This window comes from Epilithonimonas xixisoli, from assembly GCF_004365655.1.
Taxonomy (GTDB): Bacteria; Bacteroidota; Bacteroidia; order Flavobacteriales; family Weeksellaceae; genus Epilithonimonas; species Epilithonimonas xixisoli.
The window spans coordinates 573,242-590,388 of record NZ_SOEO01000003.1 but is presented as its reverse complement, the minus strand read 5'-3'; the positions used below and the strand labels follow the sequence as shown (position 1 = coordinate 590,388).

The following is a 17,147-nucleotide window of genomic DNA, read 5'->3' as shown; positions in this document are numbered from 1 at the left end:
TTCAAAACATAATCTACCTGACAATTATGAACACTTTCATCTCGTACGAAGGTTTGCCTATAAAATCAGGTGGTGCACATAAATTAAATAAAAAAGATTCAAAAGAAATCTATAATGAAATTTCATTCTTTTTGAAAAATTTTGCTTCGGATGTAAAATTAAACCAAATTGAAGTCTCTTTATATGAATCAAAAGAAAAAACATATTCTACATTCAAACTTTTATTTAAATTAATTCTGAAATTTGGACTTCCAAAATATTTAAATGATGGTTTGTTAAAATCTTGGACTTGGAATTTATCTCAAAAAAAATTTCAAAAAGGATTTGAAATTCTTGAGTTAAATAATCAATTACCAAATAATCCTTTCGGTCCAATATCTTTAAACTTCAAATGGAATTTCCACTTTAAGAATAACAAAACAAACATTACCTTTCCAAATCAAAACTTAATCCCAGAAATAGATTTTAGAAATAAAAACTCACAGATTTATTTGAGAATTTCGAAAAAATCAACCATTTCTACTTGGTTTGCTTTTCCTTTTGAAGAAATCAACAAATTTGAAAAAGAATATATTAATGAATTAAAAACTAATTTACCTTTTAAACTATCTGATAATCATTGGAAAATTTGGAAAAAATCTCAAAATGGAAATTGGTTTTCAAGAAAACATAGAATTCTAAAAAATATCAAATTAGAATTTGTAAATCGTATTTTCATTTTCGCGAATAAACAATCATAATAATTTCACTTTACGAATTTTAAAATTTGTATCTTTGCCGTTATGCAGAAAATCTTAATAGTAGAAGACGAAAAAGCAATTTCCGGCGTTCTACACAGTATTTTATCGGACGAACTTCCTGATTACCAATTCGAAATAGCCGAAGATGGTCTTGAAGGTTTCAAATTCATAGAAAAAGAAGATTTTGCTTTGGTGATTTCTGACATCAAAATGCCAAAAATCTCCGGAACCGAACTTCTGAAACAAAGCCTTCAGCTAAAACCTGAAACCACTTTTGTGATGATCTCCGGGCACGCAGACATAGACACTGCAGTCGGCTGTTTGAGAGAAGGCGCTTATGATTTCATCTCAAAACCGATCGACATCAACAGATTGATTACCAGCGTCAAAAATGCATTAGACAAAGGTAATCTCCTGAAAGCAAACACCAATCTGAAGCAGGAAAACTCCCAGCTGAAGAAAAAAGTGAATAAGAAATACCAAATGGTTGGGCAATCGCCTGCGCTTAAGAAGATTCAGGAAATCATAGAAAAAGTGGCAGTTTCTGACGCTAGAGTTCTTATCACAGGACCCAACGGTGCTGGTAAAGAATTGGTAGCACACGCCATCCATTCCCAAAGCGAACGTTCACGTGGCCCAATGGTAGAAGTAAACTGTGCTGCGATTCCATCAGAATTGATAGAAAGCGAATTATTCGGTCACGTGAAAGGTTCTTTCACTGGCGCAATCAAAGACAAATCAGGGAAATTCGAGCAGGCAACTGGCGGAACAATTTTCTTGGACGAGATTGGTGATATGAGTTTGGTTGCTCAGGCAAAAGTGCTTAGGGCATTGCAAGAGAGCAAAGTTTCTCCTGTGGGAAGCGACAAAGAAATCAAAGTTGACGTTCGTGTCATCGCTGCAACCAACAAAAATTTGGCTAAAGAAATTGAGCAAGGAAAATTCCGTGAGGATTTGTATCACAGGCTTTCCGTGATCGAAATCAGCGTGCCGTCTCTTAATGACAGAGCAGAAGATATTCCATTGTTGGTAGAGCATTTTACCAATTTAATTGCTTCAGAAAATGGTTCTGCGCCAAAGAAATTTGATGATAAATCCATCAAAGCTTTGCAGCAATATGACTGGACTGGAAACATCCGTGAACTAAGGAATGTTGTGGAGCGTTTGATTATTCTTGGAGCTGATCCTGTGACTGCTGATGACGTTGCGAGTTTTGTAAAGAAATAAACTAAATTAAATATTATATTTAACCGCAGTTTATTCTGCGGTTTTTTTTTGAATAAAAATGAAAAATCACCAATTATTATTTTTCATTTGACAATAATAAACACCATTTAAAAAAATGAAATTTTTAGATAAACAATACACACAGCAAGGGTTGAAACTGGCACTTCCTGTGATGTTGACACAAGTCGGACAAGTGTCCGTAAACCTTTTCGATAATATCATCGTTGGGAAACTTTTGGGCGCGCAGGCTTTGGCTTCTGTGTCTTTGGGAAATGCCTTATTCTTTTCCATCTTCGTTTTGGCATTGGGATTTTCTTTCGCGATTCCACCTTTGGTTTCCGAGGCTAATTCACAAGGAAAACACGATACAATTAATTCAGTTTTCAGACACGGATTTGTCATCAATTTGGGAATAGGGATTTTGCTGATGATTATTTTATTGGCTGCACTTCCTTTGATTTATCACATGGATCAACCAGCGGAAATTATCCCGGACACGATTGCTTTCTTAAGCATTATGGCATTTACGATGATTCCATTTATGATGTTCCAGACTTTGAGAGAAGTTTCGGAAGGTTTGTCATTTACGATTGGTGTAACAAAAGCAACAATTATTGCGAATGTGATAAACATCATTTTGAATTATGTATTCATCAAAGGAATGTTTGGATTCCCAGAAATGGGCGTTGAAGGATCTGCTTTGGCAACATTGATTGCCAGAATTTTTATGGTGGTTTTTCTATATTATGTCTTAGTAAAAGAGCCAAAAACAAGACGCTACATCAAAGAATTCTCTTTAAAAATTGCAGAATTCAGCAGAGAAATGTTCAGTAAAATGTTCAAACTTGGATTGCCAACGGCTTTACAAATGTTCTTTGAGGTAACGGCTTTTGCGGCAGCCGCTTTCATTTGTGGATTAGTAAGTTCTCAAGATATTGCGTCGCATCAGATTGCTTTGTCGATGGCGTCATTTACCTTCAATCTTTGTATTGGATTCAGCGTCGCTTCGACCGTGATGATTGGAAACAAAATGGGTGTGAATGATTTTGTTGGATTAAGAAAAATCGGAATTAATAATTTTAAATTAACTCTAATTTATATGGGATTCTGTGGCGTTATGTTCATTCTCTTCCGAAATGTTTTGCCGCATTTCTTCACGAAAGAAAGTGATGTTTTGGTAATCGAATTGGCCTCAAAACTAATGATTATTGCAGCACTTTTCCAGTTGTCTGATGGAATTCAGGTTACTGCTTTAGGTTGCTTGAGAGGAATTCAGGATGTAAAAATACCGAGTGTAATTACATTTTTGGCATATTGGGTTTTCACGATTCCGGTTGGATATTTCCTTTGTGTAACGATGAAAATGGGCGCATTTGGGATGTGGATCGCTTTGGGAATTGGTTTGACGATCTCTGCGATTCTTTTGGTCATCAGGTTTTTGAGATTGAGTAAGAGGAAAGCTTTGGCTGTAATCAGCTAATACTTTATTGCAAAGGCGCAATTTTTTTCCTATTGATATGTTTACAAGTCGCCAAGTTGGAATCGGGAATAAGTCTTCGACTCCGCTCAGACTGACACTGACACAAACTTTTAGAGACAAAACGAGATTAGGAAACCGAATCTGCAGCCCGACTTGAACGGAAATCCTTTTTTGCGTGGACTAAAGTTCTATTTAAACTGAAATCGTCTGCAAAAAAGATTGGGAGTGGAAGGCGGAAATAGCTGCCCAAATAATCTCAATTATATAATTTGCGACTTTGCTTCAAAAAGCTATTTTAAATTTTTAAATTTGCAACACAAAATTCTGAAATGAATATCATACAACATATACAATCAAAAATATCCGAGATCATCCCGAAACTTTACAATGTGGAAGGTGTGAATCTGGATGTTCAAAAAAATAAAACAGAGTTCGAAGGTGATTTTACTATCGTTATTTTTCCATTGGTAAAACTGGCTAAGAAAAGTCCGGATGCTATTGGAAACGAACTTGGAGAAGCTATCAAAAATGAAATCGATTTTATCGAAAGCTTCAACATCGTGAAAGGTTTTCTTAATCTTAAATTGAAAGACGTGGTTTTTGCGAATCAATTGTCCGAACTTCAGGATGATTTTGACAACGTAACGCCGAAAAATTCTACAGTAATGGTGGAATATTCTTCGCCAAACACCAACAAACCTTTGCACCTTGGACACGTTAGAAATAATCTTTTAGGTTATTCTGTTGCTGAGATTTTGAAAGCTGATGGTTACAATGTAATTAAATCTCAGATCATCAACGACCGTGGGATTCACATCTGCAAATCGATGTTGGCTTGGGAGAAATTTGGGAACGGCGAAACACCTGAATCTACTGGTCTGAAAGGCGATAAATTGGTCGGAAATTACTACGTGGAATTCGATAAGCTATACAAATCCGAGATCAAAGCAATGGTCGCGGACGGCATAGATGAGGAAACGGCGAAAAAGCAGGCTCCAAGCATCATCCAAGCTCAGGAAATGCTTTTGAAATGGGAAAATAACGATCCGGAAGTTCGAAAACTTTGGGCGATGATGAACGAATGGGTCTATGCTGGTTTCAATGAAACATATTCCCGATTGGGCGTTAATTTTGACCAAGTTCAGTATGAAAGTAATACTTATATTCTTGGGAAAGATTTGATTCAAAAAGGGCTTGACAGCGGGATTCTTTACAAAAAAGACGACGGTTCTATCTGGTGCGATTTGACGGATGAAGGTTTGGATCAGAAACTACTTTTGCGTTCGGACGGAACTTCGGTTTATATGACACAAGATCTTGGAACTGCGGTGGAGCGATTTAAGGAAAATGATATTCAGAAATTGATCTATACAGTTGGAAATGAGCAAGATTATCACTTCCAGGTTTTATTCAAAATCTTGAAAAAATTAGGTTACGAATGGGCAGATCAGCTTTACCATTTGTCTTACGGAATGGTGGAATTGCCCGAAGGAAAAATGAAATCCCGAGAAGGAACCGTGGTTGATGCGGACGAATTGGTTGAAGAAATGATCTCCACTGCGAAAGAAAAATCTGAGGAATTGGGGAAATTGGAAACGCTTTCTGACGAAGATAAAGTTAAATCTTACGAAACGGTTGGACTGGGTGCTTTGAAATATTTCATTTTGAAAGTGGACCCGAGAAAGAAAATGCTCTTCAATCCTGCGGAAAGTATTGATTTTAATGGAAATACGGGGCCATTTATTCAATATACTTACGCGAGAATCCAGTCGCTTTTGACTAAGGCTGAATATGCTGGAAAAGGAAATTCTGGCGCTTACGTTCCGAATGAAAGCGAAAAAGAAGTGATTATGCTTTTGGCTGAATTTAAAGAAGTTGTTTCTCGTTCTGCGGAATCTCTAAGTCCAGCTTTGGTAGCGAATTACGTTTATGAATTGGTGAAATCTTACAATTCATTTTATCAGAATAATCCGATTGTAAAACAGGAAGATCTGGATGCGAAACAGTTCCGTCTTCAGGTTTCTGATTTGGTTGGGAAGACGATTAAGAAAGCTTTGACGATGTTGGGAATCAATGTAGTGAATAGAATGTAATTGGCTGATGGTGGATTGCTTTTGGCGATTGGCTTTCGATTTGAAAATAATATTAAAACTCTGCTTTGGCGGAGTTTTTTTGTGACTTGGAATAATTGAGTTTGACGCATTTTTAATTTTATTCAATTTAGATTATTAATTTTTCAGTTAACTTAGTTCTTCTGAATTTATCGTATTCATTCGAATGAAATTTATTAAAAAAGAATATTATGAAAGCCAAGCAAATCTTATTGATCATTATTTTATGCCTTGTCTGTCTTTGTTTAGGATTTGCAGGTGCGAAGATCTATAAGGAAAAAAAATCCGAAATGAAAATTGTGAGCACGACTAATGATAGCATTCAAAAGAAAAATATCGATAGTAGTACGAACCAAAAGCAAATGAGCAGTTCAACTCAAACAGAGCAGAATTTTTCAAAAACATTAAAAGGAAAATATATTCTGGCTGGTGCAGACTATGCAGGATTCGAATTTATTGATTCGAATACCATCACTTGGACGAACGAAATGTTCCCGATGGATCCCCATTCTATGAGACTGAAATGGATTGATGGAAATACGTTTGTCACAATTTTTAACCAATCGGAAGATGATGATTGTGCACCTCCTGTTTGGATACGTAAAGTTGAATTTTATGACGGTAACAAATTAGTTATCAGAAATTTTTGGACTGGTCGTAAAGATTTGAAAGACTCCAGTGAAACATTTTATAAAAAATAAAACTCATTTTTACTCTAATTATTCTCCATTCTTTCTGATATATTTATCAAACATGTGTTCTGATAATTTTTGCAATGCTTTTCCATTTTCGGGATTTACCCCATCCGCGGTGAAAAATTCCACCACATTTTGATGTTTGGAATACCAAATGTTTTTAATTGAAGTAATCGTGTCTGGCGTTGTGATTTTTTTGAAATTATTGACCAATTTCATATCAAGAGCAATCAAACCATTTGGCGTTTCACTGCAATGCGCCGGCATATATTCTTTCCCAGTCCAAAACATACATTGCATTTTTTCCTCCTTATCTTCTTCTTTGTTCACAATTACTTCAATTGGAATAATTTTTATCTCTGAAGCATTTGAATTCTCTTTGGGAACATTGTCATCACTTACAATAGAATCTTTTATCTCTGCAAATTTAGCAACCGGAGTTTCTTCTTTTTTCAAATAATTATTCGTCAGAAATCCACCGAAAATCAATATTCCAATAATTCCAAAACCGCTTTGCTTTGCGAAAAATTCTTGCAGTTTTAGAATAGGATTGGTCGTGATGTTAACTGTAATATTTGGATGCTTTTTATCTGAATCGGAATCATCATCAATGCTAACTTTCACACTTGTAAAAGACGAATCCGGGTTTTCTTTCGTCAAAGTCGCTGTGTTGCAGAAGTCTTTGTAATCTTTAAATTCCAGATATTGACTGAGTTTATCCAGCGTTTGCGAATCAATATTTTTATCTTCATTATCTATCAGAAATGAATCATAATATCTTACAAAAGTTCTTTCTGATATTTCAAATTTCCATTCATCATAAAAGTAAAGGCTGAGATAAAGCGCTATTCCACTTTTGCTATCTCTCCCCGATTCTTTTTTTCCTTTTTCAAAAATCTCACGAATTAGTAATTTTTTGGACATAGTTAGTTTTTAGTTCTTGTAAAATTGATGATTTTCTGACACTCAATTTTACGGAAATCCGTAATCCATATTCCTAGCTGTCCATCCGTGTCCAAGAATTGTCTAACATCTGCTTTCATTTCCTCTGCATCTTTGCCTCAGAAATCAGTGATAAACAAAACTTTACAAACACAAAGTTACAAAACTGATCTCCAAAAAACAACCCGATAAGACGGAGGAAAATCTCTGGCTTGGGAAGCAGAAATTTCTCTTCCGTTTTTGAAGGTTGACTTCCCAAAAATTTAAGAAGCGCTTCTTTTTCAATCTGTGTCTACTGCTCGCAATCAGCTTTGCGGGAAAGAACACGAATGTCAATTTTTTAAATTTTTACAACTATGTTAAACTTAATTTTAATCTTATTGGGATTGATTTCGAATCCTAACTCAAATAACACTTCAAACTCTGGAAATGATGGAAGTACAACAACTACATCATCAGCTCCACAACCTAATCCCAATCCTGGAGGAACTGGCGGTGATGACGGACAAGTTCCACCAAGAAAATAAACCATTAATGATAAGCGAAACAGCAGTTTCGCTTATTTTTTTTTAATTTTACTAAAAACTTTGAATCTGAAACTCAATTTACTCTTAGTCTTTCTCATCCTACTCTCTTGTTCCCAAAATGACCCAGTCATTAAGCAAATGAACACGAATGATAGTTTGTATTATGAGAAAGCAATTGAATATAGGGATAATAAAAATCTAGATAGCGCATTTTTCTATTTTTACAAGGCAAAAGAAACATTTCTTAAAAGTAATGACAGTTTTGGTGCTGGTAAGTGTTTGATAAATGCAGCTATTATCCTAAATGACAAAGGAGACTATTTTGGAAGTCAGGAGACGGGTCTAGATGCGATAAAATACTTTAATAAAAGCAATAGTTCTCATCAGCATTATCTGGGTACCAATTACAATAACTTAGGGATTACAAGCTCCAAAATTAATGAGTACAAACAAGCTATAGAATTCTACAAATTAGCTATAGATTTTTCAGATAGTCCTTTGGATACAAAAGTCTATTTGAATAACAAAGCCAATGCTTACAGAAAAAATAAAGAGTATAAAAACGCATTAAATATTTATCAAAAAATTTTAATGGACAATTCTGTGAAAAACGACAAAGATTTTGCTCGAACTATCACAAACATTGCTGAAAACAAATTTCTTCAAAACCCAAATTATAATCCTGTTCCAGAATTCAAGAAAGCTTTAAGAATAAGATTAAAAGAGAAAGATAACTGGGGACTCAATTCCAGCTATGCACACCTTGCGGATTACTATATTGAAAATCAAAAGGATTCTGCTCTTGTGTACGCGAGAAAAATGCTACTCGTAGCAAAAGAAATTAAAAGCCCCGACGATCAAGTAGAAGCTCTTCAAAAATTAATTTCTTTGGAAGATGCCAATCATTCAAAACAATATTTCAAAGCTTATCAAAAACTAAATGACAGCCTGCAAACCGCGAGAAGCAAAGCGAAAAATCAGTTTGCACTCGTCCGCTACGAAACCGAAAAAAATAAAGCAGATTTTTTGAAAGCGCAAGCTGAGGGTATTGAGAAGGAAAATCACATCATCACTCAATATGTATTTTTATCTATTGCGTTACTCGTCATCATCGGACTTTATCTTTACCTCAACAGAAGAAAAAAAATACATCAGCAGGAAAAACTTTTGGGAGTAAAGAACACGGAACTCAAATATTCCAAAAAAGTACACGACCGCGTTGCTAATAGGATTTATCAGATTTTGTCTCAGGTGGAAAACACCGAAAATATTGACAGAGATGCCCTTTTATTCAATCTAGAAAACGTCTATGAAACATCGCGGGATATATCTTATGAGAATGCTGATGTTTCCGAAACTCAGAATTTTCGCCTTCAACTTTCTAATATGCTGAGATCTTACGCTTCTGAGCGGATAAAAATTTTCATCACCGGAAACGAAGAAGAAATCTGGCAAAAAACGAATCACCTTCAGAAAACCGAGATCTATCTCATTCTACAGGAGTTGATGACCAATATGAAAAAACACAGCAAAGCAGAAAAAGTTTTTATCAAATTTTCCGACGAAACATCCGTCATAAACATAGCCTACATCGACAATGGAATAGGCATCCAACAACTTTCCAAAAAAAATGGACTTCAAAATACGGAAAACCGTATTAATACTATCCACGGAACAATTACTTTTGACACCGAAACAAACCGGTTACTGAAAATTAATATTTCGTTTCCGATCTAAAAAAAACAACAAATGTTCAAGAAAATTTTAATCGCTGAAGACTATGAAAGTTCCAACATATCTGTACAAAAAGCTTTGGAAGATCTTAGAGTTCCGCATCCAAGTTTTGTAAGCTATTGTGATGATGCGCTAAGCCGAGTAAAAATGGCTCTCGTAGAAAATAATCCCTACGAGCTATTGATTACCGATCTTTCCTTTGAAGAGGATCATAGAGAACAAAAAATCAAGAATGGGAAAGAATTGATAAACGCTATCAAAGCAATACAGCCCGAGATAAAAGTCGTCGTTTTCTCTGTCAACAAGAAGCAATCTATTATAGACGAACTCTTTCAGGAGCAGCAAATCAATGCCTATGTAAGAAAAGCCAGAGAGGACGTGAAAGATCTAAAACGTGCTGTAAAAGCTGTTTATAATAATGAAAAACATTTGACTTATGACTTGAAGGGAATAGAAAAAAATGCATTTGAGTTCACAACCTACGACACGCTTCTTATTTCTTACATTTCGCAAGGAATTTTGGTGAAAGAAATTCCCACGCTTTTGAAAGAATTAGACATCAAACCCAACGGAATGAGCTCAGTCGAAAAAAGATTGAGAGACATCAAAATTTCTTTGGAAGTTAGCAGCAACGAGCAACTTGTGGCATTTTGCAAAGACTTTGGAATCATTTAGTCTTTTGAGTTTACTAAATATTAGAGGAGATTTCAGATTTGGAATCTCCTATTAATTTTAACACTATACTCCAAAAAAAACAATCAACTGATTTTCAGTTGATTGTTAGTTTACAATTGTAGACCCACAGGGATTCGAACCCCAGATGACTGCACCAAAAACAGTAGTGTTACCGCTACACCATAGGTCTGTCCTTTATTGTGGTGCAAATTTAGAGCTTTTTTCTGAACTTCCAAATTATTTTTAAAAAAAATTGCATAATTTTATAAAATAAATTTTCGCTCAACCTAATGTTAATCGACCTTTACAAACCTTTATCCAATCAAGAAACACCATCTAACGAATTTGAAACCAAAGTTTTAGACTTCATCAAAGAATGCTTTTCGGACTCAAAAACGGTTAAAATCCAAAGTTCTGGCTCTACTGGAATTCCAAAAATTTTTGAGGTAGAAAAATCAAAAATGTTGAATTCGGCGGAAATGACTTGTGATTTTCTGGGTTTAAAAGAAGGAAATATTGCATTAATTTGCCTTCCGATAGAATACATCTCCGGAAAAATGATGGTTGTGAGAAGTATTCTTAGAAAATTAAAACTAAAAATCGTCGAACCTTCCATAAATCAATTAGAGAATATCAATCAAGAAATTGACTTTTGCGCGATGACGCCTTTGCAAGTTGAGAGCTCTCTGGACAAACTTCATTTGATAAAAAATCTAATCATAGGTGGAGCATCAGTTTCCGAAACTTTAAAACAAAAAATCTCTAAAACTCTCAAACTCTCAAACTCTCCAACTCGAATCTTCGAGACATACGGAATGAGCGAAACGCTTTCTCACATTGCTCTAAAACAAATTTTTCCCAATCAGGAAAATTGGTTCACCGTTTTTGAAGGCGTTGAAATTTCTTTGGACGAGAGAGATTGCTTGAAAATATTTGCGCCAAAATTGAATTCGGAGGTTTTGCAGACAAATGATTTGGTTGAAATCAATAATGAAAATCAATTCAGATTTTTAGGAAGAATTGATAACGTCATCAACTCCGCAGGCGCAAAGATTTTCCCTGAAGAATTAGAAAAATTAGTCAAACAAAACATTCCAAATGAAGTTATCTTTCTTGGAATTGCGGATGAAAAACTCGGACAAAAATTGATTTTAGTTTTAGAAGATGAAAGGTGCAAGTTGCAAGGTTTGGCAAATAATGATCCAAATTCTGAACTACAAAATCTCAAATCTCAAATCTCAAATCTCAAATTCGAAAAGTCTTTTCATAAACCAAAAGAGATTATTTTTGTAAAAGAAATCCCAAGAACGCCAAACGGAAAAGTGAACCGGATGGAACTGAAAGAAATGTTGAAAAGAATAAGCAAACGTCCGCAATAGCGATAGAAACGGTTATCCTTTTTGCTTGCCTTGCTAGGCAAGCAGAAAGATAATAGTGGATAGCGCGGTGACACAGATTTTGGAATGGAATTGGCGCTGGAAATCTGTGGCAATTGCCAAAATCATCAATTTATGAAAGATTTTTCTACCGAAATAACTTACAAAACTTCCCGTTCCTCAGGCGCTGGCGGACAAAACGTGAACAAAGTGGAAACGGCTGTCACAGCGATTTGGAACGTGATGGAAAGCGCAATGTTCACCTTCGACGAAAAACTGAGAATCTCGGAAAAACTAAAAAACAGAATCAATTCCGAAGGGCTTCTTCAAATGACATCGTCGGAAAGCAGAACGCAACTTGCGAACAAGAAAATCGTGACAGAGAAAATGTTGGAATTGGTAGAACAAGCACTTTTCATCCCGAAAAAACGTTTCAAAACCAAACCTTCAAGAGGTCAAGTCCAGAAAAGATTGGACAACAAAAAGAAATTGTCGGACAAAAAGGAGAATCGGAAATTTAAATTTTAAAATCCGACAACTTCTCGATTTCCGCATCTATTTTAGCAGAATATTCAAGTTGTTTATCCCGGATTCTGCCGTGATTTGTAGCCGTTTCATAATCTTGCTGATAATTTTTATAATCATCATAAATCTCGGTGTAATATTTTTGCAAAGCTTTCGCATCCATCGTTTTGTCACTGATTATTTTTCTGAATCGCCTCGCAAACAATTCCGCAATATCAAAATGACTTTGCTCGTGCATCAAGATCAAATCTGTCCGATGATCCCGATGCGCCCAAGATTTGGACGGAACGAAGAACGACTCAATTTTCACCTGCTTGGACGTGAATTTTTTGGTAGAACTACTCAGCAAATAAGAGATTCCGCAAAATGTTGTCGCAGCGGTTTTGGAAGTATTGGGTTGAGTTTTGGATTGGAAATCTATCCATTCCAACTTGCGGTTTTCGTCCCAGAAAATCTTGTCCTGAGCCTTGGTGAATCCTAAGAAAAACAGAGGAATGAGAATCAAAATTTGTTTTAGCATAACTGTTGGATTAATTTTTTGAATAAATGTTAATTTATATCCACAAAACTTGTATTTTTACCTCCCCTCATTTTAAAAAATGGAAAAAGAAATAAAAATACAATTTGATGTAATCCCGAATTACAATCAACTCAGCGATATAGAAAAAACACTTTTCGAAAAGGCCAAAACCATCCGCGAGCAAGCTTACGCCAAGTATTCAAACTTCGCCGTTGGATGTGCTCTTCTATTGGAAAATGGCGAAATAATCACCGGAAGCAACCAAGAAAACGCCGCCTATCCATCTGGATTGTGCGCCGAGAGAACCACAATCTTCTGGACTTCTGCCAATTATCCCGATGTAAAAATCAAAAAAATATTTGTGATTGGAGGCCCAAAAGACATCGCCAGCTCTGTTCCAATCCCGCCTTGTGGCGGTTGCAGACAAGCAATCTTGGAGTATGAAGCCAAGCAAAAAGAAGTCATAGAAATCTATTTTGCCGCACCCGACGGAGAAATCATCAAAACAAAATCTGTAAGAGATTTACTGCCTTTTTCTTTTGACGGAAGCTTTTTATAAATTTTAGGAGCAAGACGATTGTTTTATCGTAGGACATTTCCTGCCTGCTGTCCACTATATCTTTTTTGTTTTTTACAACGTTTGCTTTTCCCATCGAAGATCAATCAAAAAAAACAAAAAAGGATGCCGTTCCCATCAGGGCTATGTTCACATTTTGCATTTCTTTTCACGACAAATAAAATCGAAAATCCCATTCAAACAAGTGAATGGGATTTTCTTTAAAATGTAGATATGGATATGAAAACTTTGGTTATTAGTTTTTAATTATTTTCTGAGTCGTTTTTTTACCATTTTCCAATTGGATTTCTACAACGTAAATTCCTTTTTCCAAACGAGAGAAATCAATCGTAGAATCAGAAGTCAATCTCGCATTCACAATTTGACCAGAGAGATTGTAAACTTTATGCGATTTGATTTTGCTTGTAGATTTCACATTCAAGACATCTTTCACAGGATTTGGATAGATGGAAATTATTGTATTTTTCACATCAGCAACGCCCAAAACTGCAAATTCTTTTTCTTGAGATTTATCAGAATATTTCTTGGAAGCATCAATAGATTTTACGCTCCAGAAAATCTTGGAAGGCAAATTGGTTTTATCCAAATACCAGCTTTTGTTGGTGACAATATATTTTGCAATATCAGATTTCCCAGCTTCCGAACCAACGCTCAATTCATATTGAAGAGAAAGCTCCGGTGTTTTGTCATCGCTTGCTCCAGACCAACTGAAATTGATTTTGTTATCATTATCGGTTGCAGTAAGAATTGTTGGTGCATTTGGTTTTTGATTTGTAACCGTTGTCGTATTTCTAAACAGCTTCGTGTAAGGCAACAAATCCGGGTCAGACCAATCGAAACCGTTAGCAAGAACATCAAGATTCCCATCGTTGTCATAATCAAAAACCGCCAAAGTTCCCTGACTTCCTAGATTGTAAAGATTGGCATTTTCATCTTTTTCAAATTTCTGAAGTTGCGGATTGTAAAGAAAAACTTTGGAATAAGATTCGTAATCATAATCACCTATTACAACGAAATCGTAATAGCCATCGTTGTTCAAATCGCCAACTTCCACATTTCCCGCAGATAAACCTTCGCCATCAATTTTAGTTTCTGTGAAGTTTCCTTGCCCATCATTGATGAAAACAGCCAAGTAAGCATCATAATTTTCATCCTGCGCCGCAACTACAAAATCCTGAAAACCATCACCATTGAAATCTGCGAAAGACATCTTGCTATCACTTACCGCAGGAAGTTCAGATTTCTTCACCAACGTTCCGTTTTCATTGACGTAAACTGTAAAAGTCCCTTCCATCTCTGCATTGAAACCATTGACAATCAAGTCCAACTCGTTGTCATTATTAAGATCAATGACTTTGAAACTTCCGTTTTGAGTTCCCGGCATCCAAGCTGTATTTTGCTGAAAACCCGAAGAATGATTAAGATACAAATCCAAATCGTGCGTGAAACCTACACCTGCTACATACTGAGTTCCGTTGATTGCATAATCCTGTTTTCCATCGTGATTGAAATCAAAAACATCTAATCCACCATAGATTTTTCCGGGTGCATTGTTCATTAATGTAAATCCAGAACCTGTATTTTTCCATCTGTATTGCTGATAATTGACGATGTCATTATAACTCAATCCCGTTGTGATAACATCCAAAAGTCCGTCATTATCAAAATCAAGAAACTTCACGGCACTTAGATGAACCGAGTTGTCACCAAAATCCTGAACAGAAGAAAATACGCCATTCGTATTTTTGTAAAGACTGTTGGAGGTTACATCAACATTGGTATCGCCGTCAGAATCTATGGCGCCTGTGAAAAATATTTCCTGAATTCCGTCGTTATCAACATCCGCAACTGCGGCGGAAGAATAGAAATAATTTTGAAGATTGGGTTGAGATATTTCCTCAAAACTCTGAGCTTTGGCAACAATTGCTGACAAAACAAGAATAGGAATGTAAAGCTTTTTCATAATATTTTTATTTAGAATAATTAAAAATTACTTTGCAAAAATATACAAGAAGCCTTACCAAAAAGGATTTTGGAATATGATATTTGTCTTGTTTTAAAATTTACAAGACTGAAGAATTGTTTAAAATAATGATTTACAAATGAATATCTGTGAATTAAGAAATTTCGAAAATCTTACTTTCTTCGTGGATTCTCTTTACAACATTTTCTGTCCGTTCCTTGTGCGTATCTGTAATAAAGATTTGTCCGAAGTTTTCTTTGTTCACTAATTCAATGAGTTGCGAAACTCTAGTGTCATCAAGTTTATCAAAAATATCATCAAGAAGAAGGATTGGTGATTTGCCTGTCAGTTCTTTGATTCGGTTGATTTGAGCCAATTTCAGAGAAACCAAAAACGATTTTTGTTGACCTTGAGAACCTATTTTCTTTATTGAACTTCCATTCATTTCAAAAACCAAATCATCTTTATGAATTCCTTTGGAAGTGTAGGTCAAAACTCGGTCTTTGTCAATTGAACTGGTTAAAAGTTCTTGAAACGTGTTGTCAGAAAGATGAGATTCGTAAACCACGGAAACCTTTTCCTTTCCGCCAGAAATAATGTCGTAATAATGCTGGACAATTGGATTTAGATTCTCAACGAATTCTTTTCTTTTCTCGAAAATCCTTGTTCCAAAGTTTGAAATCGGGTCGTCATAGATTTCCAAAGAATCTTTATCAAAATATCGATTTTTAGCAAAATTCTTCAACAACGCATTCCTCTGCTGAATGGTTTTTTGATACTGAATCAAATCAAAAAGATAAACAGAATCCGTCTGAGAAATCATCGCATCCAAAAACTTCCTGCGACTTTCCCCAGAATCCGAAATCAAATTGGAATCGTACGGCGAAATCATAACACTCGGCAAATAGCCAATGTGGTCCGCCAATCTATCGTAGGTTTTATCGTTTTTCTTAATGACTTTTTTCGCTTCTCTTGGCATCAGAATCTTAATCAAATCTTCCTTTTCCTCATTCTGAATTTCGGAATCGATGACGAAGAAATCCATAGTCATCTGACTTCCATCTTCTAACTTATGACTCAGAATATTATTGAGGTCAGAATTCCCAAGGAAACTTTTGCCAACAGACAGATAATGAAGCGCATCCAGAATATTGGTTTTCCCGACGCCATTGTTCCCGACGAAACAATTGATTTGTGGCGAAAAGTCAAATGAAACTTCGGAGTGGCTTTTGAAATTGATAAGTGAAAGTTTGTTGATAATCATAATCCTAAAATATTTTCGAGTGCTTCAGGATTCTGATGGTTTTCCCAAAATGAAATGATTGAAATGGTTTCTTGTTCTATATTATAAATCAAACTATAATTTTTAAAAACTAACATTCTCGTGGTTTCATTGATAGTTTTCTTTCCAGAAAATGGTTGAAATTTTAATTGATTGGTTTTCTCTTTGATGACCAGATTTAACTTTTTAGAATAAGAATTACTTTTGTTTCTATTATTCCAATATTCGAGAATCTCATCTCTTTGTTTCTTTGCAAAATGGGTCCATTCGACTTTTATTTCAGCCATTCTTCATCCATTTTATCCATTTCTTCCTCTGTGTAAACCCTTCCATTTTTCACGTCATCCATTCCTTGTTCTATCATCTTCAGGACATAGTCTGGGAGAACGACTTTCTCTTCCTTAAAATATTCATCAACTTCTTCTTCCGTCATTGGTCTTTCGGATTCGTAGATGGATTCTGGTTCTGCGACGATGTTGGCGGATTTACTGTCAAAATTTTTCAGAAGTGAAGACAACAAATAATAATTCTGGGATTCGCAGATTTTCTGAATCAGTTTTATTTTAATGTCGTTGATATTTTCCATCACTCAAAATTTATGTAAAGATAAAAAAACGGATTTAGAATTAATTTTAAATCAAAAAAGAATTGAAATTTTAAGCAATATTTTGTCGAACCACAAAAGTCACAAAAGCTCTATTAGAATTTAGTTACTCAAAAGTTAAAAAAAGGAGATTGTAATAAAAACTTCTTTTGTGACTTTTGTGGTTACA

17 protein-coding genes and 1 tRNA gene are annotated in these 17,147 nt (G+C 35.3%); 11 read left to right on the top strand and 7 right to left on the bottom strand.

Features of this window, described 5'->3' with window-relative positions; translation table 11 throughout:
- Positions 1-26 precede the first annotated feature (26 nt).
- From B0I22_RS14680 to B0I22_RS14660, 5 genes are all read left to right on the top strand, one after another.
- Positions 27-740, top strand: a complete 714-nt coding sequence (locus tag B0I22_RS14680; RefSeq protein WP_133946123.1) for a hypothetical protein — start codon at positions 27-29, stop codon at positions 738-740.
- 42 nt (positions 741-782) lie between these two features.
- Entirely contained in the window at positions 783-1,967 is a 1,185-nt protein-coding gene (locus B0I22_RS14675) for a sigma-54-dependent transcriptional regulator (protein WP_133946121.1), read from the top strand.
- Between the two features lie 115 nt (positions 1,968-2,082).
- Positions 2,083-3,447, top strand: a complete 1,365-nt coding sequence (locus B0I22_RS14670) for an MATE family efflux transporter (protein WP_133946119.1) — start codon at positions 2,083-2,085, stop codon at positions 3,445-3,447.
- A 329-nt stretch (positions 3,448-3,776) separates the two neighbouring features.
- Positions 3,777-5,540, top strand: a complete 1,764-nt coding sequence (gene argS / locus B0I22_RS14665) for an arginine--tRNA ligase (RefSeq protein ID WP_133946117.1) — start codon at positions 3,777-3,779, stop codon at positions 5,538-5,540.
- A gap of 209 nt (positions 5,541-5,749) precedes the next feature.
- Positions 5,750-6,259, top strand: coding sequence for a hypothetical protein (locus B0I22_RS14660; protein WP_133946115.1), 510 nt, complete (start codon positions 5,750-5,752; stop codon positions 6,257-6,259).
- 18 nt (positions 6,260-6,277) lie between these two features.
- On the opposite strand, the gene B0I22_RS14655 is transcribed toward B0I22_RS14660, so the two are convergent.
- Positions 6,278-7,177, bottom strand: a complete 900-nt coding sequence (locus B0I22_RS14655) for a hypothetical protein (protein WP_133946113.1) — start codon at positions 7,175-7,177, stop codon at positions 6,278-6,280.
- A 374-nt stretch (positions 7,178-7,551) separates the two neighbouring features.
- On the opposite strand from B0I22_RS14655, the gene B0I22_RS16195 reads away from it, so the two are divergent.
- The 3 genes from B0I22_RS16195 (at position 7,552) to B0I22_RS14645 (ending at position 10,131) form a co-directional block, all read left to right on the top strand.
- The gene (locus B0I22_RS16195) at positions 7,552-7,722 is read left to right on the top strand and encodes a hypothetical protein (RefSeq protein ID WP_166668248.1); all 171 of its coding nucleotides are present in this window, start codon (positions 7,552-7,554) and stop codon (positions 7,720-7,722) included.
- Between the two features lie 138 nt (positions 7,723-7,860).
- Positions 7,861-9,459 (top strand): tetratricopeptide repeat-containing sensor histidine kinase, encoded by a 1,599-nt coding sequence (locus B0I22_RS14650; protein ID WP_133946111.1) that lies wholly within the window; start codon positions 7,861-7,863, stop codon positions 9,457-9,459.
- A gap of 12 nt (positions 9,460-9,471) precedes the next feature.
- Positions 9,472-10,131: a response regulator gene (locus B0I22_RS14645; RefSeq protein WP_133946109.1), complete on the top strand. Its 660-nt coding sequence runs from the start codon at positions 9,472-9,474 to the stop codon at positions 10,129-10,131.
- 119 nt (positions 10,132-10,250) lie between these two features.
- Here the strand turns inward: B0I22_RS14645 and B0I22_RS14640 are convergent.
- Positions 10,251-10,321: transfer RNA gene (locus tag B0I22_RS14640), tRNA-Gln, on the bottom strand.
- A gap of 100 nt (positions 10,322-10,421) precedes the next feature.
- Between B0I22_RS14640 and B0I22_RS14635 the strand changes: the two genes are divergently transcribed.
- The gene (locus B0I22_RS14635) at positions 10,422-11,510 is read left to right on the top strand and encodes an AMP-binding protein (protein WP_133946107.1); all 1,089 of its coding nucleotides are present in this window, start codon (positions 10,422-10,424) and stop codon (positions 11,508-11,510) included.
- A 132-nt stretch (positions 11,511-11,642) separates the two neighbouring features.
- Positions 11,643-12,035 carry an alternative ribosome rescue aminoacyl-tRNA hydrolase ArfB gene (gene arfB / locus B0I22_RS14630; RefSeq protein ID WP_133946105.1) on the top strand — a complete coding sequence of 131 codons (393 nt, stop codon included), beginning with the start codon at positions 11,643-11,645 and terminating at the stop codon, positions 12,033-12,035.
- Here arfB and B0I22_RS14625 read toward each other — a convergent pair.
- Positions 12,025-12,552, bottom strand: coding sequence for a DUF922 domain-containing protein (locus B0I22_RS14625; protein WP_133946104.1), 528 nt, complete (start codon positions 12,550-12,552; stop codon positions 12,025-12,027). The genes arfB and B0I22_RS14625 overlap by 11 nt on opposite strands.
- Positions 12,553-12,631: 79 nt before the next feature.
- Here B0I22_RS14625 and cdd point away from each other — a divergent pair, with 79 nt between their 5' ends.
- Positions 12,632-13,111 carry a cytidine deaminase gene (gene cdd / locus B0I22_RS14620; protein WP_133946102.1) on the top strand — a complete coding sequence of 160 codons (480 nt, stop codon included), beginning with the start codon at positions 12,632-12,634 and terminating at the stop codon, positions 13,109-13,111.
- A 253-nt stretch (positions 13,112-13,364) separates the two neighbouring features.
- Here cdd and B0I22_RS14615 read toward each other — a convergent pair whose 3' ends face one another.
- The 4 genes from B0I22_RS14615 to B0I22_RS14600 all read right to left on the bottom strand — a co-directional run bounded on the left by B0I22_RS14615 (position 13,365) and on the right by B0I22_RS14600 (position 16,960).
- A complete protein-coding gene (locus B0I22_RS14615; protein WP_133946100.1) occupies positions 13,365-15,092 on the bottom strand; it encodes a T9SS type A sorting domain-containing protein in 1,728 nt (575 codons plus the stop codon).
- A 154-nt stretch (positions 15,093-15,246) separates the two neighbouring features.
- Entirely contained in the window at positions 15,247-16,356 is a 1,110-nt protein-coding gene (gene recF / locus B0I22_RS14610) for a DNA replication/repair protein RecF (protein WP_133946098.1), read from the bottom strand.
- The gene (locus tag B0I22_RS14605; protein ID WP_133946096.1) at positions 16,353-16,661 is read right to left on the bottom strand and encodes a type II toxin-antitoxin system RelE/ParE family toxin; all 309 of its coding nucleotides are present in this window, start codon (positions 16,659-16,661) and stop codon (positions 16,353-16,355) included. The genes recF and B0I22_RS14605 overlap by 4 nt, the downstream gene beginning before the upstream one ends.
- Entirely contained in the window at positions 16,649-16,960 is a 312-nt protein-coding gene (locus B0I22_RS14600; RefSeq protein ID WP_133946094.1) for a hypothetical protein, read from the bottom strand. Before B0I22_RS14600 ends, B0I22_RS14605 begins: the two co-directional genes overlap by 13 nt.
- Positions 16,961-17,147 lie beyond the last annotated feature (187 nt).